This window comes from Rathayibacter caricis DSM 15933, assembly GCF_003044275.1.
GTDB lineage: Bacteria > Actinomycetota > Actinomycetes > Actinomycetales > Microbacteriaceae > Rathayibacter > Rathayibacter caricis.
In genome coordinates, this window is record NZ_PZPL01000001.1 from 514346 (window position 1) to 540618 (window position 26273).

A 26273-nucleotide genomic window follows, 5' to 3' on the forward strand; every position below is an offset into this window, starting at 1 on the left:
ATTCACACACCCCTCCGAACGAAGGAGCCGCTCGATGCCGAGTGACGTCCCCCTCACCCGGGTCTGCTTCCAGCTCCAGGTGAAGCCCGACCGCCTCGAGGAGTACAAGGAGCGCCACGCGGCCGTGTGGCCCGACATGCTGAGGGCCCTGAAGGCCACCGGCTGGAACAACTACTCGCTCTTCGTCCGCGAGGACGGGCTGCTCATCGGCTACGTCGAGACGCCCTCGATCGTCGACGCGCAGGCCGCCATGGCCCGCACCGAGGTCAACGCCCGCTGGCAGGCCGAGATGGGCGAGTTCTTCGTCGACCTCGACGGCGCGCCGGACGAGGGCTTCCTCCCCCTGACCGAGGTCTTCCACCTGGAGGACCAGCTCGCGGCGCTCGACGCCGCTCCCACCCCTCTCGCAGAAGGACACGCCTCGTGACCGAACTCACCCCCGACGTCCTCAGCCAGCTCGAGCAGCAGGCGATCGAACTGCCCTCGTGGGCCTTCGGCAACGCCGGCACCCGCTTCAAGGTGTTCGCCACTCCCGGCACGCCCCGCACCATCGAGGAGAAGATCTCGGACGCGGCGACCGTCAACGAGCTCACCGGACTGGCGCCGACCGTCGCGCTGCACATCCCGTGGGACAAGGTGGACGACTACTCGGCGCTCGGCGACTACGCCGCGTCGAAGGGCGTGGCGCTGGGCACCATCAACTCCAACACCTTCCAGGACGACGACTACAAGTTCGGCTCGCTCACGCACTCCGACCCGGTGATCCGCCAGAAGGCGATCGACCACCACCTCGCCTGCATCGACATCATGGACGCGACCGGCTCGCGCGACCTCAAGATCTGGCTCGCCGACGGCTCGAACTACCCCGGCCAGCAGGACATCCGCGGCCGCCAGGACCGTCTCGCCGACTCCCTCGCGACCATCTACGAGCGCCTGGGCGCCGAGCAGCGGATGGTGCTCGAGTACAAGTTCTTCGAGCCCGCGTTCTACCACATGGATGTGCCGGACTGGGGCACCTCGTACGCGCATGTGGCCGCGCTGGGTGACCGCGCACTGGTCTGCCTCGACACCGGCCACCACGCCCCGGGCACCAACATCGAGTTCATCGTCGCCCAGCTGCTGCGCCTCGGGAAGCTCGGCTCGTTCGACTTCAACTCGCGCTTCTACGCCGACGACGACCTGATCGTCGGAGCCGCCGACCCGTTCCAGCTGTTCCGGATCCTCTTCGAGGTGGTGCGCGGAGGCGGCTACGGCCCCGACTCGCCCGTCGCGTTCATGCTCGACCAGTGCCACAACGTCGAGGACAAGATCCCCGGCCAGATCCGCTCGGTGCTGAACGTGCAGGAGATGACGGCGCGCGCGCTGCTCGTCGACCGCGCGGAGCTCGAGAAGGCGCAGCTCGCGGGCGACGTGCTCGGCGCGAACGGGATCCTGATGGACGCCTTCTACTCGGACGTGCGCCCGGCTCTCGCCGCCTGGCGCGAGACCCGCGGCCTGCCCGCGGACCCGATGCGCGAGTACGCCGCATCGGGCCGCGCCGAGCAGCTCGCCGCCGAGCGCGTCGGCGGCACCCAGTCCAGCTGGGGCGCCTGACGCCCCGCCTCCCCTGCTGATCGAGTAGCCCGCGCAGCGGGCGTCTCGAGATCCCCGTCACCCGTACCCCCGGCGAACGCGGGTCTCGATACGCCCCTCCGGGGCTACTCGACCAGCAAGCGGGATCTGAGGGGACGCAGAACCAAGGCTGAGCGGCCGGATGGCGCGGATCGGCGCGGAACCGCGACGCTCAGCCTTACTTCTGCAGCCCGGGCTGGCGCACCGCGCGACGTCCCGCGCCATCCCGCCCCGGCTCTCACGTCGCTGCTACTGTGGAGTCGATCGACCCCCTCCCAAGCCTCTCCACGATGCTCACATGGGAGGGGCCTTTTCTTTGTCCCGAGGAGGCCGACGTGGGCCTCAAGCCCGGTCTCTCCACCCCGCAGCTGGTGCGCCTCCTCCTCGACCGCGGTCTCGAGATCGCCGATCCGGACGCCTGCGCCCGCTTCCTCGACGTGCAGGGCTACTACCGGTTCTCCGGATACCTCCGGTACTTCCAGCGCGCACCCCACCGCGGAGACGACCGCTTCGAAGAGGGGAGCACGTTCGAGGCGGTCAGGGCGGTCTACGACGCGGACGCACTCCTCCGCGAGACGCTCACGGGCCCGCTGGCTCGTGCCGAGTTGCTCCTGAGGAGCCGGACTGCTCAGGCGATCGCCGAGATCCACGGTCCGTACCGCACCTACCTCGAGACGGCCTTCTACACGGACGCGCCGAGCGCACAGCCGACTGCCGAGTCGTGCCTGAGGGACATCGAGCGGAGCAGGGAGCGGCACATCCTGCGGTACACGGACTCCACCGGAGCCACGCGGTTCGACGAGCTGACGGTGTGGTCGGCTGTGGAGGCCTGGTCGTTCGGCACGTTGTCGAAGTGCATCGAGCGCGGTGACGGAGGAGCGCTGTCCGCAGCAGTGGCAGCGCGTCTCGGCGCGGCCCGGTCCGGCTTCGCCTCCCGCGTGAGAGCTCTGGTCTACCTGCGCAACAGATGCGCCCATCACAGTCGCCTCTGGAACCACTCGCTCATCGATGCGGGCCCCACACCCAACAACGTCCGCGCGAAGGCGAAGCGCCTCGCCGGCCAGTTCGATCCGCGCTCAGTGCTCGACGCGGTCGCGTCTCTCGACGACATCCTCCGCCGGGGCGAGGGCGGGCTTCCCGCACTTCCCGGCCTGGTCGAGAAGCACGCCTCCCACGCAGTGCTGTGGCGAGGTCTCGCCGCACCGCAGAGCCCGCGCGATCACACCGCGGCCACCGCGCCCGCTCGGTGACGTGCTCGCTGCGGAGGCGCGCACCGCGTCGATCCGCTGATGCCTCACTTCTGCAGGTCGGCCCCGCGCACTGCGCGGCTCAGGGCCTCGATCACGTCGTGCGCCGAGCCGCGGCCCGCGCGGGTGGGCACCAGCGGGTAGACGTGGAGCTGCCCGACGGCCTCGTGCAGCTCGAACGGCACGCAGGCCGCCGCGGCCTTCGCCGCCAGCAGGTGCACGTCGGGGTTCAGCACGTCGCGGGTGCCGGTGAACACGGTCAGCGGCCCAAGTCCGGCGTACTCCCCGAACAGCGGGCTCACCGCCGGATCGAGCAGGTCGAGCTCCCCGCGCCAGTGCTCCGCGAGCACGCGGCCGCCGGGGGTGCCGAGCCACGGATCGGTCGGCTGCACCTCCGGGATGCGCGGGTTGCTCCACGAGAGGTCGAGCGCCGGCGAGATCAGCACGGTGCGCGGCAGCACCACGCCCTCGTCGCGGAGCGCCAGCGCCGTCGACAGCGCGATCTGCCCGCCGGCGGAGTCGCCCGCGAGGCAGGTCGGTCCGTGGCGCTCCAGGCTCCTGCGCACCAGGGCGAGAACGCCGTCGAGCGCTTCGAGAGCGGTGCCGAACGGCACCAGCGGGTAGATCGGCAGCGTGACGGCGATCGACGCCTCCGCCGCGATGCGGGCCGCGAGCCGCCAGTGCTGCGGGTGGATCTCGTTGACCCAGCCGCCGCCGTGCGCGTACACCGTCCCTCCGACCACGCGGCCCCGCGGAACCAGCGTGTACACGGGCCACCCGTCGACGTGCTCGACGTCCACGCGGATCCCGGACGCCAGCCGCGCCGGCGGCCCGTACGGCGCGGGACGCAGCTCCGCCTCGCGGATCCGCCGCCGGGCCCCCTCCTCGGTCACGAACGTGCGGTTCGCTCGCGCGAGCCGCAGCGCGAGCGGGACGAGGGCGTCGGGCACCGTGAGGGTCATCCCGCGAGCATCACCGACGGCGGTGGGCGGACGCTGGACGTCAGCGACGCCGGATCGGCGCCACTCCGTTCCCGACCGGGTGGTGCAGATCTCGGATGAGCCGCGCCAGCAGATCGGGCTTCTCGACGAGCGCGCCGTGGGTCGCTCTCGGCAGGATCGCCAGCTCGCCGTCCGGCAGCGCCTCGTACATCGCGACCAGGTGCTCGAACCGCACCTCGTCGTCGTCTCCGGCCACCACGAGCACGGGCAGGTCGAGCCGCGCGAGGTCCTCGACGGCGAGCGAGGGCTCCGTCTCGTGAAGACGCGCGGCCTTCGCGACGACCACCGGCCAGTGCTCGCGCCCGTCGGGTGACAGCTCGGCGTAGGCGTCGCCGAGGAACTCCGGCGGCTCCCCGTCGAGCACGCCCTCGCGCCAGCCGTCGTGGTGGAACACCCCGGAGCCGACGACGAGCGTCCGCACGAGATCGGGTCGCCGGAGGGCCAGGTGGAGTCCGACGATCGCCCCGTCGCTCCAGCCGACGACGTGCGCGGGCGGGAGCGCGAGCTCGTCCAGCACCGCCGCCACCGCGTCGGCCGCGTCGACGAAGCTCCACTCCCCGTCGACGTCCGGCGACCGCCCGTGCCCCGGCCGGTCGACCACGACCCAGCGGTGATCGGGCAGGTTCTCGAGGAGTGGCGCCATCGAGCGGGAGTCGGTGCCGCCGGGATGCAGGGCGAGCAGCGGATCGCCCTCGCCCGAGACCGAGCGCCAGATGCGGGAGGTGTCCATGCCGAGACCGTACGCCTGCGCGGGAGGACCGGCATCCGTTAGGCGCCGGTCAGCGCGCCGGCACCCCCTCCGCGAGCGCCTCGAAGGTGTGCACGAAGCCGCCGTCCGCGCCGCTGATCGTCGCGTACGCCTCGGTCGTGCCGGGCCGGATCGCGATGTTCGTGGCCGAGCTCACGCCCGACTCCGCGACCGTCACCGTCTGCAGCAGGGTGCCGGAGGTGTCGTAGACGAGGATCTCCGGTCGGCTGTGCAGGCCGACGTAGAGGTTGCCGTCGACCGCGATCGAGTCGAGCTGGCCGATGCCGGGCGAGGCGTGGATCGCCGGGAACGCGGTGGCGACCTCGGTGCCGTCCGCGGTCAGCGTGAGGCGGTCGATCCGATTGCCCGTGTTCATGCTGACCCAGAGCTCGCGGTGGTCGGGCGAGAAGGCGATGCCGTTGGGCGAGGGCAGCTCGTCGGCCAGCACCGACGCCGAGCCGCTCGACGGATCGACGCGCACGACGCGTCCGGACGCCTCCCAGTACGGGTCCTGCGCCCCCGCCGCGTCGGTGACGTAGAGAGCGCCGTCGGCACCGAAGTCGAGGTCGTCCGGCTGCATCGGCACGCCGTCCACCGGTCCCCCGGCGATCTCGCGCACGTCCTCGCCGTCGGCCGTCATGCTCCGGACGGCACCGCCGAGGAAGTCGGTGACGTACAGGCGTCCGTCCGCCCCGAACTGCGCAGAGGTGAGGGCGGAGGAGTCGTCGGTCCAGACCGGTTCGACGCTCTCGTCGTCGAGGTCGATCCGGAGCACCTTGCCCTCGCCGGGCGGGGCCGTCACGTCGACGACGTAGAGGCCGCCGTCGGGGCCGAACACGGGCCCCTCGAGCAGCGTCATGCCCGTGGTCTCGTGCACCTCGGTCACCTGCAGCACGCGCTCGGCGGTCACGACCGACGGAGCCGCCTCCGCCCCCGCCGGGTCCCCCGCCTCCGTGCATCCCGCCAGAGCCCCGGCGAGCAGCACCGGCACAGCGATCGCCCGCCGCCTCATCGCGACGCCCCTACTCCGGCGTCGACGAGCACGTCGTCCATCCCACCCTCGCGCCACTCGCGCAGCAGGCGGTGGAAGGCGATCGGGCCGGGGCTGTAGGAGGCGCCGCCGATCGAGCGGGTGCCCTCGCCGTTGTAGTACCCGGGCGTGCACTCGGCCTGGAAGGCGCGGGTGTCGGCGGCGGTCTCGTGCACGGTGCGCACCCACGCCTCCTCCGCCTCGACGCTCGGCTCGAGGTACCGCGCGCCGACCTCGCGGCCGCGGGCGATGACCGCGGCGATGTGCTCGGCCTGCTCGAGCAGGATGTGCGCGAAGTTCACCGAGTTGGCGTTCTGGATGCCGCTGAGGTGGAACAGGTTCGGGAAGCCGTGCGACGAGAAGCCGTGCAGCGTCCGCGGGCCGCGGGCCCACGCCTCCAGGAGCGTCCGGCCGCCCCGGCCGACGACCGGCAGCGTGCCCGACATCACGCCCGAGATCCCGACCTCGAAGCCGGTCGCGAAGATCACGCAGTCGACCTCGTAGGCGGTGTCGCCGACGACGACCTCGGTCTCGGTCATCCGCGTGATGCCGCCCGTGTCGGCCGTGTCGACGAGGCGCACGTTCGGCCGGTTGAAGGTGGGCAGGTAGGTGTCGCTGAAGCCCGGGCGCTTGCACATGTAGCGGTACCAGGGCTTGAGCGCCTCGGCGGTCGCGGGATCCTCGACGACGGAGTCGACGCGGGCGCGGAGGCGGTCCATCGTGTCGAGGTCGGCCAGCTCGTCGCGCAGCTCGCGCTCCTCGGGCGGCAGCGACGTGTCGACCGCACCCGAGAGGATCTGCCGCTGCAGCTCGACCGTCTTCGTCCAGCCGTCCTGCACGAGCGACTCGTCCACCGGCTCGCCGGCGAGCACCGCGAGGAAGTTCTCCATCCGCTCGCGCTGCCAGCCCGGGCGCAGCGACGCGGCCCACTCGGGATCCGTCGGCCGGTTGTCGCGGACGTCGACCGTGGACGGCGTGCGCTGGAACACGATCAGCTCCCGGGCGTCCTCGCCGACGTGCGGGATCACCTGGAGGCCGGTCGCGCCGGTGCCGACGACGGCGACGCGCTTGTCGGCGAGGCCGGTCAGGCCGCCGTCGGGCGTGCCGCCGGTGTAGCCGTAGTCCCAGCGCGAGGTGTGGAAGGTGTGGCCGCGGAAGGTCTCGATGCCCGGGATCCCGGGGAGCTTGGGCTGCGTGAGGGTGCCGGAGGAGGTGACCACGAACCGCGCGCGGAACCGGTCGCCGCGGTCGGTCTCGACGAGCCACTCCTCCGCCTCCTCGTCCCAGGTGAGCGCCGTGGCGCGGGTCTGGAAGAGCGTGTCGCGGTACAGGCCGTACTGCTCGGCGATCGCGACCGCGTGCCGGCGGATCTCCTCCCCCGGCGCGTACCGCTCGGACGGCATCCCGCCGACCTCCTCGAGCAGCGGGAGGTAGACGGACGACTCGATGTCGCAGCGCACCCCCGGGTAGCGGTTCCAGTACCAGGTGCCGCCGACGTCGCCGGCCTCGTCCATCAGGCGGAGGGAGTCGACGCCCGCCTCGCGCAGGCGGGAGGCGGTGAGCAGTCCGCCGAAGCCGGCACCGATCACGAGCGCCTCGACCCGGTCGGTCTTCGGCTCGCGCTCGGTGCGCTCGGTGTACGGGTCCTTCGCGTAGTAGCCGAACTCGCCCGCCGCGCGGCGGTACTGCGTCGCGGCATCGGGGCGGGCGCGGCGGTCGCGCTCGGCGCGGTACTTCGCGCGGGCGGCCTCGAGGCGGCGCCGGTCGTCGGCGGCGAGGGTCTCGGTCGGGATGGTGTCGGTCATGGGCGTCTCGCTCTCGTCACGCGGATCGACGCGGCGGCGGAGCCCGGTGGCGGGACGACGGCGGGAGGTCCCGCGAGCGCCGACACGACTCCGGATCGGTTCGAGGACGACGACGCGTCCTCGTCGAAAAGGTTAGCTTCGATCTAAGTGATTGCCCTGGGCATCGCCTGAGACCTACGGTGGGCGGATGGATCCCCGTGCCCGCGTCGTCTCGGACATCGAGGCGCTCTCGATCGCGATCACCGTGCGCTCGATCCCGCGCGTCCTCGCTCCGCTGCTGACGACCGAGCTCACGATCCAGCAGCTGAAGGCCCTGTCGGTGATCGTCACCACCGAGGAGGGGGCGACCGGCGCCGGCCTGGCCCAGAGCTTCGGGGTCTCGATGCCGTCGATGTCGAAACTCGTGGACCGGCTCGTCTCGCAGGACCTCGTCGCGCGCGAGACGGACCGGCTGGATCAGCGCGTCCGGCGGATCCACGCCACCAACCTCGGCCGCGCCGTGGTCCGCGAGCTGATGGCCGCCCGCCCCGAACTCGGCGAGGACGTGCTGTCGCGCCTGTCGCTCGACGAGCTCGAGGCGCTCGAGACCGGGCTGCGCGCGATCAGCCGCGAGCTGCGGAACGCCCGCGACTGATCGCGCCGACTACTACTGCACCGACCAGCCGCCGTCGGAGGCGAGGATCACGCCGTTGACGTTCGCGGAGTCGTCGCTGAGCAGCCAGGTGATCGACGCGGCCATCGTGTCGGCCTCGACCACCGGCGGGATCAGGGCCATGAACGGAGCGAGGCGCTCGCGCGCGAAGTCGGACGACATCGCGCCGTCCATCGCCGTGGCCGTCGGCCCGGGAGCCACAGCGTTCGTCCGGACGCCGGACGGGCCGTAGAGGAACGCCGCCGACTTCGTGATGCCGACGACCGCGTGCTTGGACGCCGTGTAGGCGGTGCCGGCCGCGTTGCCGCGCAGCGACGCCTCCGAGGCGATGTTGACGATCGCCCCGCGACCGGCGGCGAGCATCGCCGGCAGCACAGCGCGGCTCAGCGCGAAGGTGCCGTCGACGTTCACCGAGAACACCCGGCGCCAGAGCGCGTCCTCCGCCTCGTGCAGCGGAGTCATGGCGTCCATGATCCCGGCGATGTTCGCGAGGCCGTCGATCCGCTCGCCCGCCGCGGACACGATCGAGGCGACGCCCTCGGACGAGGTGATGTCGGCGACGACCGTCACGACCGAGCCCTCCGGCGACGCCGCGGCGAGGGCCTCGACGCCGGTCGGCACGACGTCGACCGCGATCACGCGGGCGCCCTCGCGCACCAGGCGGCGGGCGGTCGCCCGGCCGATGCCGGAGCCCGCGCCGGTGACGACGACCGTCTTGCCGGTGAACCGGCCGGAGCCGTCCTGCGACTCCTCCTCCGTCTCCTCGGGCGGGATCACTCCGCCGTTCGCCTGCTTCACGAGCGTGTCGACGAGCTCCTGCGGGAACACGCCACCGCCCAGCTCGACCATCGCGCGCAGCGACAGTCTCGCCGCGGGGCGCAGCGCCTCCTCCGTCTGGCCGCCCTGGGCGAGGATCCCGCGGAGGATCGGACCGCCGACGGCGTCGTCGAGCCACTCCTGCAGCGTGTTCTTGGAGGTGAGGGTCATGGGGTCTCCTTCGATCGGGGGTGATAGTGAATATCCCACCTGAGACTGAGTCTCACCCGCATATCCCCTCCGTCGGCCTCGCCGCTCCGAAGCACTCCTGGCGGGCGCTCCGGCCCGCCGCCTCCGGAAGGACCCCGCATGCCCATCCCCGCCGTCGACTACGCCCACATCCGCCTCACCGTCCGCGACATCGCCGTCTCGCGCGCGTTCTACGACTCCGTCTTCGGCTTCGACATCGCCTTCGAGGCGCCGCCCGCCGATGCGCCCGCCGAGGTGCAGGAGCAGCTGGCCTTCCTCTTCGGCGGAGTGATCTACTCCTTCCCCGGCGGACTGCTGGGCCTGCGCCCCGTGGCCGCGGCGGGCGACCGCTTCGACGAGGACCGCGTAGGGCTGGACCACCTCAGCTTCACCGTCGCCGGGCCGGACGAGCTGCGGGCCTCCGTCGCCGTCCTCGACGAGCTCGGCATCGCGCACGAGCCCGTCAAGGACACCGGGCCGCTGAGCATCCTCGAGTTCCGCGACCCCGACGGCATCGCGCTCGAGATCTCGGCCGCGAACTGAGCCGGGCCGGGGAGCCGGGACGCCACCGGCTCCTAGGCTGACCGCATGACCGCACCGCTCCGCGACCGCACCCGCGCCCTGCTGCGGGCGGAACTCGCCGACGCGGTGCTCGCCGTGTTCCTCGAACGCGGCTACTCCGCGGTGACGGTGGAGGAGGCCGCGCGCGAGGCCGGCGTCTCGCGTGCGACCTTCTTCCGCTACTTCCGCAGCAAGGAGGACGTGGTCGTGGCCGCCGTCGACGGCGACCGGGTCGACTACGCGGCACCGGTGCTCGCGCTGCCCGCCGGGGCCGCACTGTCCGGCTGGGAGCTGGTGCGCGCCTCCGTGGAGCCGGTCGTCGCCGTCGCGACCCGCGCGCCCGACGTCTACCGGGCGCGGCTGCGGCTGATCTCGAGCGAGTTCGCGCTGAAGGCGCGCCTGCGCGAGCGCCGGGCCGAGGGAGCCGAGGCGCTGGCCGACGCGCTCGTCGCGCGGGGCGTCGTGCCGCTCACCGCGCGAGTGCTGGCCGCCGCCGGCCTCGCCGCGGTCGACGTGGTGTGGGAGGAGTGGGCCGCGCACGAGGACGCCGACTTCCGCACGATGGTCGACGAGGCGTTCGCGCGGCTGACCAGCGGAGGGTGACCCGGCCGCCTCCGACGGACCACACTGATGGCATGACCGCGACGTCGATGATCGACCCCTCCGTCCCTCCCTCCGGCGCGGGCTGCGTCGAGTGCGACCGCACCGGAGCGTGGTGGGTGCACCTGCGCCGCTGCGCGCTCTGCGGGCACATCGGCTGCTGCGACGACTCGCCGAACCGCCACGCGACCGCGCACTACGAGACGACCGGGCACGCGGTCATCCGCAGCTTCGAGCCCGGCGAGGACTGGTTCTGGGACTACCGCACCGGCGACTACGCCGACGGGCCCCGCCTCGCCGACCCGCAGGAGCACCCGCTCGACCAGACCGCGCCCGGCCCGGCGGACAGGCTGCCGGCGGACTGGCGCGAGCAGCTGGACGCCGGGCGCTAGCGGCGACGAAGGCGCTCCGCCGAGCCGGGACTCCGTGTCGCTCCGGCGGGAATCGACGGGCGGCCCGGCGTCGTCCGGCGATACGCTCGTGCTCGACGCCTCGATCTCAGGGGCTGAGCCGACACCCCGTCCTCCTCGACGATCCGGGACCGCAGTGGGTCCGACTCCTCTCCACTGCGGCACCGAGCCCTCGCCCAGACAGCCCGGAAGGCCCGCCACCTCATGGACGACTCCCGCCGCCCCCTCGCCGGGCTCTCCCGCCGCACGATGCTCACCGGATCGATCGCCGGAGTCGGCACCGCCCTGGCGTACGCCTCCCCCGCCGCCGCGGCGGCCGATCCTGCCGAACCGACCGCGCCCGGAGCGGGGACGTACGAGAACGGGTCGCCGCACATCACGACCACCGGTACCTGGACGACGCTCTCCTCCCCGGCCGACAGTGGAGGAAGCATCAGCTACTCCACCTCGACCCGCGCCTCCGCAGCCCTCACCTTCACCGGCACCTCCGTCAGCTGGATCAGCCGCAGAACCCCCTCCTCCGGCACCAACGAGGTCTGGATCGACGACGAACTCGTCGCCACCGTGGACCGCTACAGCCCCGCCACCCGCGCGAAGCAGACCGTGTGGAGCAGCGGCACCCTCCCCGCCGGCACCCACACCATCACCCTCAAGCGCGGCTCCACCAAGAACCCCGCCGCCACCGGATCCACGATCATCCTCGACGCCTTCGTCGTCACCGACACCCCCGAGCCGACGACTCCGCCCGGAGCGGGGACGTACGAGCACGGGTCGCCGCACATCACGACCACCGGCTCCTGGACGACGCTCTCCTCCCCGGCCGACAGTGGAGGAAGCATCAGCTACTCCACTTCGACCGGCGCCTCGGCGGCGCTCACGTTCACCGGCACCTCCGTCAGCTGGATCAGCCGCAGGACCCCCTCCTCCGGCACCAACGAGGTCTGGATCGACGACGAACTCGTCGCCACCGTGGACCGCTACAGCCCCGCCACCCGCGCGAAGCAGACCGTGTGGAGCAGCGGCACCCTCCCCGCCGGCACCCACACCATCACCCTCAAGCGCGGCTCCACCAAGAACCCCGCCGCCACCGGGTCCACGATCATCCTCGACGCCTTCGTCGTCGACGACACCCCCGCGCCCCCGCAGACCCCGGTCCCTGCGCCGATCGCCGACTGGTCGTTCACCGAGAGCGCGGCACCCTACGCGTCAGCGGTGGCGGGCGCGCCCGCGCTCCTCCAGGGCGCGAGCTCGACCGCGACGCGGATCTCGACGCCCTTCGGCGGCGGAGTGCGATTCAACGGCACCGCCGACTTCCTCGTGGTCCCGAAATCGGACATCGGTGTGCTCAACGTCGGCGCCTCGACCGGCGCGGTGACGGTCGCCGCCTGGGTGCTCAGCACCGACTCCAACAACGCCAACATCGCCGGGATCTGGGAGGAGTCGGCCGTCGGCCCCCTGCGCTCCTACGCCCTCTTCAACGACCTCCCCGATTACGGCGGCGACGACATGGTCTGCATGGAGGTGTCGAAGCAGGGCGGTCCGACTCCCGGTTACCCGTTCTCGATCGACTACTCGTCCGAACCGCGGAAGATGACGCGCGGGGTGTGGGAGCTGCACGTCGGCACCTACGACGGCGAACTCGCGATCGCCTACCTGAACGGCGAGTCGACCTCCTACCCGAGCTACACCGACAAGCAGGGCGCGACCTACGCGAAGAACCCGTACGTCTACCCCGACGGCCTCAACGCGGCTCCCGGCGACTTCATGGTCGGCGCGGTCGGCCGCGACGGCAAGCTGATCAACCTGCACAAGGGCAGCATCGCGCGTCTGCGCGTCTGGGACCGGGCCCTCACGGCCGACGAGGTGCGCGCCCTGCACGCGGCGGAGCGGGCCGACCTGGGGTAGCACCCACTCCTCGAGAATCGTCGTACTCGAGCTCGAGTACGACGATTCTCGAGGACTGGAGCGGCCCGAGGTGGCACGCTCGACGCATGAGCGCGCAGAAGACCGGCCCCACCGACGCGAGCGTCGACGAGTTCCTCGCCGCGGCCGTTCCGGCACGCCGCCGAGAGGACGGAGTCGCGCTCGCCGCGCTCTTCCGCGAGGTCACGGGTGCGGAGCCGGTGATGTGGGGGCCGTCGATGGTCGGCTTCGGCAGCTACCGCTACGTGTCCCCCTCCGATCCGCGCCGCACCGGCGTCTGGCCGAAGACGGCGTTCTCGCCGCGCAAGGCGCAGCTCTCGCTCTACGGCCTCAAGGACCTGCCCGAGGGAGCCTCGCTGCTGCCCGAGCTCGGCCGGTACACCGAGGGAGCCGGCTGCGTCTACGTGCGCACCCTCGACGACGTCGACCTCGACGTGCTGCGCCGCCTCGTCGCGATCGCCTTCTCCCGGAGCGACGACCCCGCGGGTCCCGCCCGCTGACACCGACGGATCACCCGCCTCGTCCATCCGGCGCGACACCTGTCGTGCGGACGGATGACGCCGGTGGGTCCCCGGGGACGACGACACGGCGCTCGGATCCGGGGATCGTGGAACAGGTCGGATCGCACCCTGCGCTCCGCACCCGAGGAGGATCCGATGTCGATCGCCACCGCTCCCGTCAGCACCGCAGAGGTCGGCCCCGCGCCCGGCCCCTCCGCCGTTCCCGCCGTGCGCATGCCGACCGCCGTCGCGACGACCGTCTCGCAGCACCGTCTCCGCCGGATCGCCACCGCTCCCCTGCGCGGTGCCCTCTCGGTCGTGTTCGTGGCGTCCGTCGTGGCCGGGACCCTCTTCCAGGGAGTCGGCTACCTCAGCAACGTCGGCCTCCGCGCTCTCGACGAGCCGCACTCGCTCTGACTCCGCATCCGCACCCGCACCGACCTGGAAGGCCTCCCATGCTCTCGACCGACTCCGCCCGCCCCGGTTCCGCCCTCGCCCTCCTCGGGTCCGCCGCTCTTCCGTTGACCGTCATCGAGCTCGGTGACAGCGTCGACTTCTACCTCGCCACCGTCGGCCACCGTTCCTGAGTCGGCGGACCCCGCACGGTCGCCCGCTCAGGCGGGATCGTCCTCGATCACGAGCACGCCGATCGTCTCGAGCAGCTCGGTCACGTCCATCGTCACGTCTGCGCGTCGAAGGGCACCGAGATAGTCCCCTCGAGTCGACCACTCGAAGATGCGATCACCAGTGAGCGAGAGAAGAAGGACGTCGGCGTAGAGCCGGGTGATGCGGCCGTTCCCGTCCACGAAGGGATGGATCTTGACCAGGCGATGATGGGCGGTCATCGCGATGGCCTCGGGAGCGATGTCCGCGCTCTCCGCCATCCAAGCGAGATCTCCCATCGTCCCGTAGAGCTGTTCCCGGATATCCTCGGGTGCCGTGCCGATGTTCAGGGCGCGCGTTCGGATGCGACCCGCCCATGTCCAGATCGTTCCGTTCGCGAGTTCGTGGAGCTTCTCGAGAGCCCGAGTCGAGGTGAGGTCGACAGCCGACAGCTCTTCTGCCGCGATCGCGTCGTACAGCTCCGTGCGAAGTTCGCTCAGTGCCTGCGCCTCCGCCTGATAAAGGTCGGCCCGCATCTCGAAGTGGACGCCGGGCAGGAACGCGACCTCGTCGTCGGGCTCGACGGGGGTGTCGCTGTAAGGGCTGTCCTTCGCGAGCGAGTGGGCGTGCGGGTCGATCTCGTCAGCCACGCGGCCAGCGCGCCGAGGAGGAGAGGCTCCTCACCACACGGCTCGTGCCTCCCTGCGGCAGCGACGGCTCCCGCAGAGGACGACGTCCCTCCATCGCCATGCTCGTCATCGTCGACTGCACGACCGTCGCTCTCAGCTTCTGAGCATTGACGATCTTCTTGGGTTTCATCACGCACCGCTTTCCGTCTGGCAAGCGGCGTCCGGACGGATGTCCGATGCCGCACTCCATCATCCCGCTCGTGCCGACTCCGCGCGCGGGTCCCACCGATCTCCCGGCCCGTCTCGGCCTGATCTCGCACCTCCTGCGGGCGCGGCGCCTCGGTCAGTCCCCGCCGCCTCCACCTCCGCCGTCGCCTCCGCCCGAGTCCGACGAGCCCGACGACCCGCCGTCGTCCCCTCCGCCGCCCTCCCCCCGGTCGTCCGAACGGCCATCCGCAGCGGCGGCCCCACCGCCACCCCCGTCACTCGCCCCGCCGCCGGGTCCGCCGCGACCCGAGCCGTTCAGCATCCCCCGCTTCTGCACCAGCAGCACGACGACAGACGCCAGCACGCCGAGTCCGCCGACCAGGGCCACGGCGATCGAGATCGCTCTCTCGTCCACGGGAACTCCTTCTCCGGGCACGCATCGGCCGTGCACCGCGGCCAGCCTAGGCACGTGCGTCCGGGCGCGGCCTCCGTCCCGCGGAGGAAGCCGGCCGCGTCGAGCCCTCGCGCTACGGTGTGCGGATGACGACCGAGAGACAGCCGACGATCCGCGACGTCGCGGTGCGGGCGGGCGTCTCCTACCAGACGGTCTCGCGCGTGCTGAACGACAGCCCGCAGCTGCGGCCGCGCACCCGGGAGCGCGTGCTCGCGGCGATCAGCGACCTCGGCTTCCGGCCGAGCGCGGCGGCGCGGGCGCTCGCGACGAGTCGCAGCGGACTGATCGGGATCCTCGCCGCCGAGAGCCACAGCTTCTACGGCACCGCGACCGCGATGGCCGCGATCGAGCAGGCGGCGCGCGACGCCGGCTACCGGGTGCCCGTGGTCAACGTCGCCTCCCCCGACGCGGAGTCGCTCGCCGACGGGCTGGAGCACCTCCAGCGCGAGTCCGTCGAGGCGATCGTGGTGCTCGCCCCGCAGGAGCGGGCGCTCGAGGCCATCGAGAGCCTCTCGATCGGAGTGCCGTTCGTCACGCTCGGCGCGGCCGGACGGGGAGCGGATCCGCGACTCCTGGTCGATCAGGCCGCCGGCGGGCGGCTGGCCACCGAGCACCTGCTCGCCCTCGGGCACCGGCGGATCGCGCACGTCGCGGGTCCGCAGCACTGGGTCGAGGCCCACGCGCGGCTCGAGGGATTCACGACGAGGCTGGCCGAGGACGCCCTCGAGCCCGCCCGCGTGATCGAGGGCGACTGGAGCGCCGAATCCGGCTACCGCGCGGGGCTCCGGCTGGTCGACGAGGTCGCGGACCTCGACGCCGTCTTCGCGGGGAACGACCAGATGGCGCTCGGACTCCTGCACGCGTGCGCCGATCGGGGTGTGCGGGTGCCGGACGACCTGAGCGTCGTCGGCTTCGACGACGTCCCGGAGGCGGCCCACTACCTGCCGCCGCTCACGACGATCCGCCAGGACTTCGCCGAGGTCGGCCGTCGCACCATCGGCGTCGTCCTGGCCGAGCTGCGCGGCGAGACCGCGGCGGTCGACCTGCCCGTCGCCCCGCAGCTGGTCGAGCGGGCGTCGACGGCCCACTCGGACCGCTGAGCAGCAGAACCTCGGCTGGGAGTGGGACTCAGCCACGATGGTCGCTGAGGCACCCTCGCAGCCGAGGTTCTGCACGCAGCCGCCTCGTTGCCAACCGCGCAGTGCGTCGCCTACTCTGACTCCTGGCTTTGTGAACGGTCACATCGCCCGAGCGAGGAGCACGATGGACCAGCGACGGCCCCCTTCCACCCCCGGTGGAGACGCGATCACGAGCGGCGCGACCGCCCTCGGGATCGAACTCGGATCCACCCGCATCAAGGCGTGTCTCGTCGACGCCGCCGACCCGTCGGTCGTGCTGGCGACGGGCAGCCACGAGTGGGAGAACCGGTTCGTCGACCGGCGCTGGACCTACTCCCTCGAGGACGTCTGGTCGGGCCTGCAGGCGGCGTTCGCCGACCTCGTCGCCGACGCGCAGCAGCGCCACGGCGTCGCTCCCACCACGTTCGGGGCGCTCGGCGTCTCGGCGATGATGCACGGCTACCTCCCCTTCGACGCGAGCGGCGAGCTGCTCGCGCCGTTCCGCACCTGGCGCAACACCAGCACGGGTCCGGCCTCGGAGCAGCTCACCGAGCTCTTCGGCGCCAACATCCCGCTGCGCTGGTCGCTCGCGCACTTCCACCAGGCCGTCCTCGATGACGAGCCGCACGTGGCCGACGTCGACTTCCTCACGACCCTCGCCGGGTACGTGCACTGGAAGCTGACGGGCCGCAAGGTCCTCGGAGTCGGCGACGCGTCGGGCATGGTCCCAACCGACCCGGCGACCACCGATTACGACGCCTCCGTGCTCGAGGCGTACGACGGCCTCGTGGCCGGTCGCGGCCTGCCCGCGCTGCGCGACCTGCTGCCCGAGGTGCTCCCCGCGGGCGCCGAGGCCGGCGAGCTCACCGCCGAGGGTGCGCTGCTGCTCGACCCCACCGGCGCGCTGCAGGCCGGCGTGCCGTTCTGCCCGCCCGAGGGCGACGCCGGCACCGGCATGGTGGCCACCAACTCCGTCGCCCCGCGCACGGGCAACGTCAGCGCGGGCACGAGCATCTTCGCGATGGTCGTCCTGGAGCGGCCGCTCGCGAGCGTCCACCACGAGCTCGACCTGGTCGCGACTCCGGCCGGCGACCTCGTGGCGATGGTGCACTGCAACAACGGAGCGAGCGAGCTCGCGACGTGGGTCGGCCTGTTCTCGCAGTTCGCCGCGGCGCAGGGCCTCCCGGCCGACAGCGACGCCGTCTACGGCACGCTGTTCCGCGCGGCGCTCGAGGGCGACGCCGATGCCGGCGGACTCCTCGCCTACAACCACCTCGCCGGTGAGCCGATCGCGGGCCTGGTGGAGGGCCGTCCGCTCGTCGTCCGCACCCCGGACTCGCGCCTGACGCTGCCCAACTTCATCCGCGCTCAGCTCTACGGCGTCTTCGGCACCCTCGCACTCGGCATGCGCGTGCTCGCCGAGGAGGGCGTCGAGCTCGACGCGATGTACGCCCACGGCGGCATGTTCCGCACGGCCGGAGTCGCGCAGCGCTTCCTCGCCGGAGCGCTCGACGCGCCCGTGGCCGTCGCCGAGACCGCGTCCGAGGGCGGACCCTGGGGCATCGCGGTGCTCGCCGCGTTCCGCCGCGACGGCGGGGGCGACCTCAGCGCGTACCTGACCGACCGGGTGTTCAGCGGCTACTCCTTCGACAGCGTCGCCCCCGACGCCGCCGACGTGGCCGGATTCGCCTCCTACCTCGAGCGCTACCGCGCCGGCCTCGCCGTCGAGCGCACCGCCGTCGAGACCCTCACCGACACCCGACCCACCGCACAGGGAGAGACCGCATGACCTTCGATCCGGCCATCGAGGAGGCGATCGCGCGCGTCCGCGAGGACGTCGCCCGCCTGCACTCCGAGCTCGTCCGCTACGGCCTCGTCATCTGGACGGGCGGCAACATCTCGGGCCGCGTGCCCGGCGCCGACCTCTTCGTGATCAAGCCCAGCGGAGTCTCGTACGACGACCTCTCCCCCGAGAACATGATCCTGTGCGACCTCGACGGCGTCGTCGTCCCGGGCACGCCCGGCAGCGACCGCAGCCCGTCCAGCGACACCGCGGCGCACGCCTACGTGTACCGCGAGATGCCCGAGGTCGGCGGAGTCGTGCACACGCACTCCACCTACGCCACGGCCTGGGCCGCGCGCGCCGAGCCGATCCCCTGCGTGATCACCGCGATGGCGGACGAATTCGGCGGCGAGATCCCGATCGGCCCGTTCGCGATCATCGGCGACGACTCCATCGGCCGCGGCATCGTCGCGACCCTGACCGGGCACCGCTCGCGCGCGGTCCTGATGCAGAACCACGGAGTCTTCACCATCGGCAAGGACGCGAAGGACGCCGTGAAGGCGGCCGTCATGGCCGAGGACGTCGCCCGCACCGTGCACCTCGCGCGTCAGGGCGGCGAGCTCGTCCCCATCCCGCAGGAGTCGATCGACGCCCTGTTCGACCGCTACCAGAACGTCTACGGACAGAACCCCACCGGAGCCATCGCATGAGCGTGTACCAGAGCATCATCCCCGACCTCGCCACCCGCACCGTCTGGTTCCTGACCGGCAGCCAGGACCTCTACGGCGAGGACACCCTCCGCCAGGTCGCCGAGCAGTCGCAGGCCGTCGTCGCCGAGCTCAACGCGGCGAGCGCGATCCCCGTCACCATCGAGTGGAAGCCGGTGCTGAAGAGCTCCGACGCGATCCGCCGCACCATGATCGAGGCCAACGCGGACGACTCCGTCGTGGGCGTCATCACCTGGATGCACACCTTCAGCCCCTCGAAGATGTGGATCCACGGCTTCGACGCGCTCGCGAAGCCGCTGCTGCACTTCCACACCCAGGCGAACGTCGCCCTGCCGTGGCAGGACATCGACTTCGACTTCATGAACCTCAACCAGGCCGCGCACGGCGACCGCGAGCACGGCTACATCCTCAGCCGGATGAGCGTGCCGCGGAAGACCGTCGTCGGCCACGCCAGCGACGCCCGCGTGACGGAGTCGATCGGCATCTGGTCGCGCGCCGCGGCCGGCTGGGCCGCCTCGCAGAGCATGAAGGTCGCCCGCTTCGGCGACAACATGCGCAACGTCGCCGTCACCGAGGGCGACAAGACCGAGGCCGAGATCCGCCTCGGCGTCAGCGTCAACACCTGGGGCGTCAACGAGCTCGTCGAGCGCGTCGACGCGGCGACCCCCGAGCAGATCGACGCCCTCGTCGCCGAGTACGTCGAGAGCTACGACGTGGTCGCCGAGCTGCTCCCCGGCGGCGAGCGCCACGAGTCGCTCCGCTACGGCGCGGCGGTCGAGATCGGCCTCCGCTCGTTCCTCGAGGAGGGCGGCTTCGAGGCGTTCACCGACAGCTTCGAGGACCTCGGCGGACTCCGCCAGCTCCCCGGACTCGCGGTGCAGCGCCTGATGGCCGACGGCTACGGCTTCGGCGGAGAGGGCGACTGGAAGACGGCCGTCCTCATCCGCATCGCCGCCGTCATGGGCGCCGGCCTCCCCGGCGGCACCAGCCTCATGGAGGACTACACCTACGACATGACGCCCGGCGAGGAGCTGATCCTCGGCGCGCACATGCTCGAGGTCTCGCCGTCGCTCTCGTCGAAGCGCGCCACGCTCGAGATCCACCCGCTGGGCATCGGCGGCCGCGAGGACCCGGTGCGCCTGGTCTTCACCGCGGATGCGGGACCCGCCGTCGTCGTCGCGCTGAGCGACGTGCGCGAGCGCTTCCGCCTCGTCGCCAACGCCGTGCAGAACGTCGAGCCGCCGCAGACCCTGCCGCACCTCCCGGTCGGCCGTGCCGTCTGGCAGCCGGCTCCGGACTTCAGCACCAGCGCCGCCGCGTGGATCACCGCGGGAGCGGCGCACCACACGGTCATGACGACGCAGATCGGCGTGGAGGCGTGGGAGGACTTCGCCCGCATCGCCGGCGTCGAGCTGCTCGTCATCGACGAGGGCACCACGCTCCGCGGCTTCGAGAACGAGCTGCGCGCGAACGCGGCGTACTACCGCCTGTCGCAGGGGCTGTAACCGCCTGGATCGAAGGGCCCGTCGCTGGGAGCGGCGGGCCCTTCGGCGTGGTGCGCAGGTCGACCACGGCGATCCGATCGCACGCGCCGCGGAGGGCGTGTCCGGTAGCGGACATGGCCGCTAGAGGCTGTTGTAGCCCGGGTCGGGTGGTGTCACGGTGTGGAAGCGGCCGTCGACCACCGGTGAACGAGGAGCGGCGCGGTTCAGGCGCAGGCTGCTCGCGGTGACCACGACTCTCGCGCTCCTCGCCGGCACCACAGCTCCCCTCGTGGCGGCGGCCGGACCGGCCGTCGCGGCTCCCACGGCGAACGGGGTCGCCGCGTGGGGCGTCTTCCGCTCCGCGGAGGTCACCGCACCGGCCGGACTCACCGACGTCATCGCCATCGCCGCAGGCGGCGGCCACAACCTCGCGGTGCGCGGAGACGGGACCGTCACCGCCTGGGGCGGGAACGACTACGAGCAGGCCACCGTGCCGGCCGGGCTCACCGGTGTCACCGCCATCGCCGCCGGCGGCGGCCACAACCTCGCATTGCGCGGAGACGGGACCGTCACCGCCTGGGGTGACAACGACTCCGGGCAGGCCACCGTGCCGGCCGGACTGACCGACGTCATCGCCGTCGCCGCCGGCGGCGGCCACAGCCTCGCGGTGAAGGACGACGGGACCGTCACCGCCTGGGGTGACAACGACTCCGGACAGGCCACCGTGCCGGCCGGACTCACCGGCGTCACCGCTCTCGCCGCAGGCGACCGCCACAGCCTCGCACTGCGGGACGACGGCACCGTCACCGCCTGGGGTGACGACTACTACGGGCGGGCCACCGTGCCTGCTGAACTCACCGGCGTCACGACCATCGCCGCCGGCGGCAGCCACAGCCTCGCGGTGAGGGACGACGGAACCGTCACCGCCTGGGGCAACGACAGTGACGGGCAGAGCACCGTGCCGGTCGGACTCACCGACACGACCGCCGTCTCCGCCGGCCGCTACCACAGCCTCGCGTTGCGCAGCGACGGCACGGTCGCCGCGTGGGGCTACAACGGGGCCGGGCAGGTCACCGTGCCGGCGGGACTCACCGGCGTCACCGCCATCGCCGCGGGCGGCACGCAGAGCCTCGCGGTCGGCGCACGGCCCGCCTTCACGGCCGACGCGCCGCCGAGGACCGCGACCATCGATGCGCCCCTCTCCTACACCTTCACCGTCACCGGCAGCACCTCGAGGTTCGAGCTCACGTCCGGGACCCTGCCGGCCGGTCTGACACTCACCCCCGAAGGAGTGCTCTCCGGCACCCCCACCGCCGCGATCGGCGTGCCCGTCCGGTACCTCGGCCTGACCGCGAGCGTCGCGTGCGCTACTTCCCGGATCGCGCAGCGATCATCGCCGCGATCCTGGAGCGCATCGGCGCTCGTCTGGCACCGTCCGACTCCGAGGAGCCCGGCGTCACCGGATCGGGCAGGGCCGCCTTCGCCTCCTGCAGGGAACGCCCTCGTCGGCCGATCGACGTCCGACCGGGATGATGCGATCGATCTGTTCGAGCTGCGCCTGGAAGCCACCCGCAGATCCGTGGTGCACGACGCCCTCGCGCGATGGGCCTGGTCAGGGCTCGACGCCGACGTCGCCTTCCACCTCCAGCCAAAGCTTCTCGGCGACCGCGAGCACGTGGTCCTGTTCCACTACACGATCACCGGCCTGATCCTCGATCAGCTGACCGTTGCGCTCGATCCGGCGACCGCGCCGTCGACCACGATCGACCGGCTCGTGGACGGGGTCCTCCCCGAGAGCTGAGTCCCTCACGGCTCAGCACACGGCCCGACGGCGCCGCGTCGGCGCGCCGGTAGTCTCGACCGATGCTCTCGACCCTGCTCGTCACTGCACCATGGCTCGCGTTCGCCGTCCTCGTCGGCGTGATCGTGATCGCACCCTTCGCGGGTCGAGTGCTCATCGCGCGGCCTCGGGCGACCGCCGCGCTGCTCTCCGCGGCGCTCGTCGCCGTGGCAGTGCTGACGCTCTACCCGGAGAGCGGCCGAACCGCACCGGAGGTCGCCTGCGCGGTCGAGTGGCCGACTCTCATACCGACCGCCGTGGAGTCGATGGCGAACATCCTGCTGTTCGTGCCGGTCGCGTTCCTCGCAGCAGTGCGCTGGCGGCGACCGGTGGCGGCGATCATCGGAGCGAGCGCGCTGTCCGCGGTCATCGAGTTCGTCCAGGCCGTGGTGCCGGCCATCGGCCGCGCCTGCGACACGAGCGACGGGATCACGAACACCCTCGGCGCTGTCGTGGGCGGCCTACTGGCCCACGTCGTGCTCTCCTGGCGACGACGACCCGCTCGCCTTCCGGGGAAGCGCTAGCGAGGTCGGCGGCGGCCCGGTACGGGCGGGGCGCGCTCCTCTCGGCGGGGCGGGAATCGGCTCCCGCACCGTCCTTCGTTGCGCGACACCACAAAGACTCCCCGTTCGGGGGGAAACGTCCATCCGGAGTGCGTAAACTCGGCACTTCGGAGCAGCCGGGGGTCGGGTGCCCCGCCGAGCGCGGGAGGGTCGCAGTGGCAGTCGGATTCCGCCAGGACGGGCCGCTCCGGGCGCTCGGACGGGCCCGACTGCAGCCGGTCAGCGACCTGTCGCTGGCCCGCGGACCCCGCCGCACGCGGCTCTCGGCTGCGATCTCGATGCCGTCCGGCCCCGGCCTGGTGCGTCCCTCCGCTCTCGCGCAGCCGTGGGAGGCGGCGCTCATCCGCCTCGTCCGCGCCGGCGCCCCCGCGCCCGAGCTGCACGCTGCGATCGCCACTGCACCCGAGGGGGCCCGACTGGCCGCCGTGATCGAGCTGGCGCGCGACGCCCTGGACCGGCCGGACGACGAGCGGGCGCTGCGGCTCGCGGGCTGGCTGGTGCGCAGCCGCTACGACCCGGGCAAGGACCCGTTCCTCAGCCGCTACGGGATCTCGCTCTCCGTCCGCCTCCCCCTCAGCGCGGGTCTCGACGTCACGGTGCCGCTCGAGACGGAGTCGCTGCGGCTGCTCTTCGCGGAGCTCGCCGCGGCGGAGGATCCAGCGGGGGCGACGGCCGCGGTGGAGGCGCTCGCGCCGTCCACGCTCGCCGTGTCGAGTCTGACGGCGCTCTACTCCGCTCGCCGCCGCTGGTCGGACATCGCGCAGCTGACCTCCCGGATCGTGAACGTCGATGCGGCGTCGGCGGCCGCCCTCATCCGCCGCGGGATCGCCCTGCGCGAGCTCGGGCTCATCGAGAGCGCGCTCGACGCCTTCGACAAGGTGGTGCGGCCCAACGTGACCACCGCCCGCCCGTTCGAGCTGCGCGCCGAGGCCCTGCTCGAGCGCGCCAGCACGCACCTCTCGGACGGGCGGCGAGCGCCGGCACGACGCGACCTCGAGCGGGTCCTGCAGCAGTTCCCCGAGAGCACGGAGGCGCGCGAGCTGCTCGACGCCGCGCGTCGCTGAGAGCGCTCCTCCGTCCCGCCGTGCCCGGGTGGGGAGATGTCAACCGTCTCGCCGCGGATGCCTCCCCGACCTACCGTGACTACGGACCGGAGGAGGACCTGGATGGCTGTGACGCGGTTGACGCTCGACGGCTTCGACTACACGCTCGCACCCGAGATCGACCTGGACGCGCTGCGCTCGGCGCTGCTGGACGGCGTCTCGAGCGTCGGACGCTGGGTCGGATTCCCGTCGCTGAACCGCGGAGTCGTGCACGCGCTGATCACCCCCTCGAGCAGCGTGCGCCTGGAGGAGCACCCCGACGCCCCGGTCGAGTTCTCCTGGGAGGGCGACCAGCAGGGGTACGACCTGGACTTCAGCTACGGGATCTCCTGACGGCGGTTCCGGCGGTCGGCCTTCTGGGAGACGTGGGTCTCGAGACGCCCCCGCGGGGCTGCTCGACCAGCGAGGCCGCGGGTGCCTCCACCCGGAGAGGACGCGGGAGGCGTGCGGAACCTCGGTCGAGAGGGCTCCTCAGCCGCGATGGTGGCTGAAGGGTGCTCCTGGCTGAGGTTCTGCGGCGGCGCTCCTCGGGTACGCGGCGGGCGCTGCGCCTCCCTCTGCTGATCGAGTAGCGCGCGGAGCGCGCGTCTCGAGATCCGCGATGTCCGGGAGTGGGCAGGTCTCGAGACGCCCCTGCGGGGCTACTCGACCAGCAGCGGGAGGCGGCGGTACGGGGTCGCGACGCGGAACATCAGCGCCCCCGCGACCAGGAGGAAGGCGGCGCCGATCAGCCCCGCGCCCGGCGGCTCGTCGGCGGAGGTGTGGCCGCCGTTGATCGCCGGGGTGAAGACGAGGTCGATCAGCGCGCTCGACGCCAGCACGGCGACGAGCGCGAGGCCCGCGGTGCCCAGCCGCCTGCCCGCGGCGACGGAGGCGCCGATCACGGCGAGGGCGAGCAGCGCCTCCGCGAACCACAGCCAGAACGGCAGGAGCTGCAGCGGCGACACCGCCTCGTACTGCAGGAACGAGCACACCGCGCTCTCGTACCCCTCGGTCCAGCAGGGCCGCCAGAAGACCGCCGCGCCGATCCCCTGTGCGGCCGCGTGCGCCAGCAGCAGCATCCCGACCGTCGCCGAGAGCACGGCCAGCAGGATCGACTCCCGATGTCGTCGGAGGGGGGCAGGCACGGTACCGGTGATCACCACGGGCGTCAGGCTAGGGACGGGCGGTGAACGGCGGGAGTCGCGCGGGCACCGTTCAGGCGAGGAGCCGGACTCAGAAGTCGTCGAAGTCGATCGTCTCGCGGTCGGCGAGAGGCAGGGCGATCGGGTGCGCGACGAAGGAGTCGTCGGGGCGGTTCTTCGCGATGCGCTTGCGCAGGTCGGCGACCGCGGCCTCGAGGACGTCGGACACCGACGGATCCTGGTCGATGTCGAGCTCGACGGGCACCGCGACGAGCTCGCTGCTCGCGTCGAGGGTCATCCGGGCGTCGATGAGCTCGCCCTCGTCGGTGAACGCCGGCACGGTCACGGCCTCGGAGTGGTCGTGGCGGTTGATCGCGGTGACCAGTTCGAGGAGCGCGTCGGCGACCGCGTCCGTGGTCACGATGCACTTGGACGCGTAGGTGATTTCCTGCATGGGTCCACTCGACCAGCCGCCGCCGGGGCGAGCCAGCCCTTGCGCGGGGCCGCCGCCGTCGCCTAGGTCGATGAACCTGCTACCCATGCGGCTGCACCTCGGGAGCGCCCACCGCCGCGAACCGCCCCGCGAGCACGCCGAACGCCGCCACCAACTCCACCGGCCGCGCCCCCTCCACCTCCACGCCGAAGCGCCCGAAGGAGGCGGCGAGCGCCTCCCAGGACCACGATCCGGCCGTGACGCGGCAGCTCCCGTCGCCGAGGTCCTCGACCTCCTCGGCGAACGGCAGCACCGCGGCGGCCGGAGTGCGCAGCACCGCGCTCCCGACGCACGGCCACGCGCCGTCGTCCGAGCCGCGGAACCGCGCCGAGAGGAACGCCGCCGGAGTGCCGCCCGGCACCGGTCGGCGTTCGAAGCGCCGCCGCGTCGACTCCGGATCCGAGACGCGATCGGCGCGGAACGTCCGCCAGTCCTGCCGGTCGAGGTCGAACGCGATCACGTACCAGCGCCCCTGCCGCGCCACCAGGTGGTGCGGCTCCACCCGCCGCCGCCCGTCCGAGCCCGAGCCCGAGCCCGAGCCCGAGCCCGAGCCCGCGTACGCGTACGCGAACCGGAGCACCTCCGACGCCCGCACGGCCGCCGAGACCGAGACGAGCACCTCGGGCGCGACCGTCGGCCCCGGCACCGGCGCCGTCGTGAACCGCAGCGCGTCCAGCCGCTGCGCCAGCCGCGTCGGCAGCACCTGCCGAAGGGTCGCGAGGGCTCGCGCCGACGCCTCCTCGAGCCCGGTGCCGGTCGCCGAGGCCGAGCGCAGCGCCACGGCGAGCGCCAGTGCCTGCTCGTCGTCGAGGAGGAGGGGCGGCAGCTCGGACCCCGCCTCCAGCCGGTAGCCGCCGTCGGGCCCCTTCGTCCCGCGGATCCGGTAGCCCATCCCCCGCAGCCGGTCGACGTCGCGCCGCACCGTCCGCGGCGTCGTGTCGAGCCGCTCCGCGAGCGCCGCGCCCGGCCAGTCCCGCCGCAGCTGCAGGAGCGAGAGCAGCTGGAGCATCCGCGCACTGGGAGAGGGCATGTCCCGATGCTAGATCGAGAA

At 72.5% G+C, this 26273-nt stretch carries 29 protein-coding genes; 19 read left to right on the plus strand and 10 right to left on the minus strand.

All coding sequences use genetic code 11. From position 1 onward, the window contains the following. The first annotated feature begins 34 nt into the window (after positions 1 to 34). The 3 genes from C1I63_RS02435 to C1I63_RS02445 all read left to right on the plus strand — a co-directional run bounded on the left by C1I63_RS02435 (position 35) and on the right by C1I63_RS02445 (position 2861). Entirely contained in the window at positions 35 to 427 is a 393-nt protein-coding gene (locus C1I63_RS02435) for an L-rhamnose mutarotase (RefSeq protein WP_107573631.1), read from the plus strand. Beyond that, complete coding sequence (gene rhaI / locus C1I63_RS02440) at positions 424 to 1593, plus strand: L-rhamnose isomerase (RefSeq protein WP_077222065.1); 1170 nt, start codon at positions 424 to 426, stop codon at positions 1591 to 1593. Before C1I63_RS02435 ends, rhaI begins: the two co-directional genes overlap by 4 nt. 308 nt (positions 1594 to 1901) lie before the next feature. Continuing rightward, positions 1902 to 2861, plus strand: a complete 960-nt coding sequence (locus C1I63_RS02445; protein WP_107573632.1) for an Abi family protein — start codon at positions 1902 to 1904, stop codon at positions 2859 to 2861. A 44-nt stretch (positions 2862 to 2905) separates the two neighbouring features. On the opposite strand, the gene C1I63_RS02450 is transcribed toward C1I63_RS02445, so the two are convergent. From C1I63_RS02450 to C1I63_RS02465, 4 genes are read right to left on the minus strand one after another with little or no spacing between them, the layout of a single operon-like run. Then, positions 2906 to 3820 (minus strand): alpha/beta hydrolase fold domain-containing protein, encoded by a 915-nt coding sequence (locus C1I63_RS02450; protein ID WP_107573633.1) that lies wholly within the window; start codon positions 3818 to 3820, stop codon positions 2906 to 2908. Positions 3821 to 3860: 40 nt separating this feature from the next. Beyond that, positions 3861 to 4589, minus strand: a complete 729-nt coding sequence (locus C1I63_RS02455) for an alpha/beta fold hydrolase (protein WP_107573634.1) — start codon at positions 4587 to 4589, stop codon at positions 3861 to 3863. 49 nt (positions 4590 to 4638) lie between these two features. After that, the gene (locus tag C1I63_RS02460) at positions 4639 to 5619 is read right to left on the minus strand and encodes an SMP-30/gluconolactonase/LRE family protein (protein ID WP_107573635.1); all 981 of its coding nucleotides are present in this window, start codon (positions 5617 to 5619) and stop codon (positions 4639 to 4641) included. Further along, positions 5616 to 7442 carry a flavin-containing monooxygenase gene (locus tag C1I63_RS02465; protein ID WP_107573636.1) on the minus strand — a complete coding sequence of 609 codons (1827 nt, stop codon included), beginning with the start codon at positions 7440 to 7442 and terminating at the stop codon, positions 5616 to 5618. The genes C1I63_RS02460 and C1I63_RS02465 overlap by 4 nt, the downstream gene beginning before the upstream one ends. Positions 7443 to 7629: 187 nt before the next feature. On the opposite strand from C1I63_RS02465, the gene C1I63_RS02470 reads away from it, so the two are divergent. After that, the gene (locus C1I63_RS02470) at positions 7630 to 8076 is read left to right on the plus strand and encodes a MarR family winged helix-turn-helix transcriptional regulator (RefSeq protein WP_107573637.1); all 447 of its coding nucleotides are present in this window, start codon (positions 7630 to 7632) and stop codon (positions 8074 to 8076) included. Positions 8077 to 8088: 12 nt separating this feature from the next. Here the strand turns inward: C1I63_RS02470 and C1I63_RS02475 are convergent, their stop codons facing one another. Further along, positions 8089 to 9081 (minus strand): SDR family oxidoreductase, encoded by a 993-nt coding sequence (locus C1I63_RS02475; protein ID WP_107573638.1) that lies wholly within the window; start codon positions 9079 to 9081, stop codon positions 8089 to 8091. A gap of 138 nt (positions 9082 to 9219) precedes the next feature. Between C1I63_RS02475 and C1I63_RS02480 the strand changes: the two genes are divergently transcribed. From C1I63_RS02480 to C1I63_RS20250, 7 genes are all read left to right on the plus strand, one after another. Continuing rightward, positions 9220 to 9642, plus strand: a complete 423-nt coding sequence (locus C1I63_RS02480) for a VOC family protein (RefSeq protein ID WP_107573639.1) — start codon at positions 9220 to 9222, stop codon at positions 9640 to 9642. A gap of 45 nt (positions 9643 to 9687) precedes the next feature. Beyond that, positions 9688 to 10263, plus strand: coding sequence for a TetR family transcriptional regulator (locus tag C1I63_RS02485; RefSeq protein WP_107573640.1), 576 nt, complete (start codon positions 9688 to 9690; stop codon positions 10261 to 10263). Positions 10264 to 10295: 32 nt separating this feature from the next. After that, complete coding sequence (locus tag C1I63_RS02490; RefSeq protein ID WP_055789639.1) at positions 10296 to 10652, plus strand: UBP-type zinc finger domain-containing protein; 357 nt, start codon at positions 10296 to 10298, stop codon at positions 10650 to 10652. A 222-nt stretch (positions 10653 to 10874) separates the two neighbouring features. Beyond that, positions 10875 to 12575, plus strand: coding sequence for a LamG-like jellyroll fold domain-containing protein (locus C1I63_RS02495; protein WP_107573641.1), 1701 nt, complete (start codon positions 10875 to 10877; stop codon positions 12573 to 12575). Positions 12576 to 12661: 86 nt separating this feature from the next. Further along, positions 12662 to 13093: a DUF1801 domain-containing protein gene (locus C1I63_RS02500; protein ID WP_107573642.1), complete on the plus strand. Its 432-nt coding sequence runs from the start codon at positions 12662 to 12664 to the stop codon at positions 13091 to 13093. A gap of 156 nt (positions 13094 to 13249) precedes the next feature. Next, on the plus strand, positions 13250 to 13510 hold the full coding sequence (locus C1I63_RS02505) for a hypothetical protein (RefSeq protein ID WP_107573643.1): 261 nt from the start codon (positions 13250 to 13252) through the stop codon (positions 13508 to 13510). Between the two features lie 38 nt (positions 13511 to 13548). Then, positions 13549 to 13680, plus strand: coding sequence for a hypothetical protein (locus C1I63_RS20250; RefSeq protein WP_280523107.1), 132 nt, complete (start codon positions 13549 to 13551; stop codon positions 13678 to 13680). A gap of 27 nt (positions 13681 to 13707) precedes the next feature. Here C1I63_RS20250 and C1I63_RS02510 read toward each other — a convergent pair whose 3' ends face one another. Both C1I63_RS02510 and C1I63_RS02515 read right to left on the minus strand, forming a co-directional pair. Further along, positions 13708 to 14232: a Fic family protein gene (locus C1I63_RS02510; RefSeq protein ID WP_146168346.1), complete on the minus strand. Its 525-nt coding sequence runs from the start codon at positions 14230 to 14232 to the stop codon at positions 13708 to 13710. Between the two features lie 436 nt (positions 14233 to 14668). Further along, on the minus strand, positions 14669 to 14947 hold the full coding sequence (locus tag C1I63_RS02515; RefSeq protein ID WP_107573645.1) for a hypothetical protein: 279 nt from the start codon (positions 14945 to 14947) through the stop codon (positions 14669 to 14671). 125 nt (positions 14948 to 15072) lie between these two features. Between C1I63_RS02515 and C1I63_RS02520 the strand changes: the two genes are divergently transcribed. The 8 genes from C1I63_RS02520 to C1I63_RS02555 all read left to right on the plus strand — a co-directional run bounded on the left by C1I63_RS02520 (position 15073) and on the right by C1I63_RS02555 (position 23938). Further along, positions 15073 to 16086, plus strand: coding sequence for a LacI family DNA-binding transcriptional regulator (locus C1I63_RS02520; RefSeq protein ID WP_107575701.1), 1014 nt, complete (start codon positions 15073 to 15075; stop codon positions 16084 to 16086). Positions 16087 to 16249: 163 nt separating this feature from the next. Continuing rightward, a complete protein-coding gene (locus tag C1I63_RS02525) occupies positions 16250 to 17893 on the plus strand; it encodes a xylulokinase (RefSeq protein ID WP_107573646.1) in 1644 nt (547 codons plus the stop codon). Further along, positions 17890 to 18597 (plus strand): L-ribulose-5-phosphate 4-epimerase, encoded by a 708-nt coding sequence (locus C1I63_RS02530; protein WP_107573647.1) that lies wholly within the window; start codon positions 17890 to 17892, stop codon positions 18595 to 18597. Before C1I63_RS02525 ends, C1I63_RS02530 begins: the two co-directional genes overlap by 4 nt. Continuing rightward, positions 18594 to 20120, plus strand: a complete 1527-nt coding sequence (gene araA, locus C1I63_RS02535) for an L-arabinose isomerase (protein ID WP_107573648.1) — start codon at positions 18594 to 18596, stop codon at positions 20118 to 20120. The genes C1I63_RS02530 and araA overlap by 4 nt, the downstream gene beginning before the upstream one ends. Positions 20121 to 20343: 223 nt before the next feature. Further along, positions 20344 to 21900 (plus strand): putative Ig domain-containing protein, encoded by a 1557-nt coding sequence (locus tag C1I63_RS19920; protein ID WP_211315549.1) that lies wholly within the window; start codon positions 20344 to 20346, stop codon positions 21898 to 21900. Positions 21901 to 21962: 62 nt separating this feature from the next. Continuing rightward, entirely contained in the window at positions 21963 to 22463 is a 501-nt protein-coding gene (locus tag C1I63_RS02545; RefSeq protein WP_107573650.1) for a VanZ family protein, read from the plus strand. Positions 22464 to 22657: 194 nt separating this feature from the next. Beyond that, positions 22658 to 23566 (plus strand): tetratricopeptide repeat protein, encoded by a 909-nt coding sequence (locus tag C1I63_RS02550; RefSeq protein WP_107573651.1) that lies wholly within the window; start codon positions 22658 to 22660, stop codon positions 23564 to 23566. 102 nt (positions 23567 to 23668) lie between these two features. Next, a complete protein-coding gene (locus C1I63_RS02555; RefSeq protein ID WP_146168347.1) occupies positions 23669 to 23938 on the plus strand; it encodes a hypothetical protein in 270 nt (89 codons plus the stop codon). Positions 23939 to 24246: 308 nt separating this feature from the next. Here the strand turns inward: C1I63_RS02555 and C1I63_RS02560 are convergent, their stop codons facing one another. The 3 genes from C1I63_RS02560 to C1I63_RS02570 form a co-directional block, all read right to left on the minus strand. Further along, positions 24247 to 24750 carry a hypothetical protein gene (locus tag C1I63_RS02560; RefSeq protein ID WP_146168348.1) on the minus strand — a complete coding sequence of 168 codons (504 nt, stop codon included), beginning with the start codon at positions 24748 to 24750 and terminating at the stop codon, positions 24247 to 24249. A gap of 70 nt (positions 24751 to 24820) precedes the next feature. Further along, positions 24821 to 25183 (minus strand): hypothetical protein, encoded by a 363-nt coding sequence (locus tag C1I63_RS02565; protein WP_055789542.1) that lies wholly within the window; start codon positions 25181 to 25183, stop codon positions 24821 to 24823. Between the two features lie 79 nt (positions 25184 to 25262). Continuing rightward, complete coding sequence (locus C1I63_RS02570; RefSeq protein WP_107573653.1) at positions 25263 to 26252, minus strand: helix-turn-helix transcriptional regulator; 990 nt, start codon at positions 26250 to 26252, stop codon at positions 25263 to 25265. Positions 26253 to 26273: the final 21 nt, after the last annotated feature.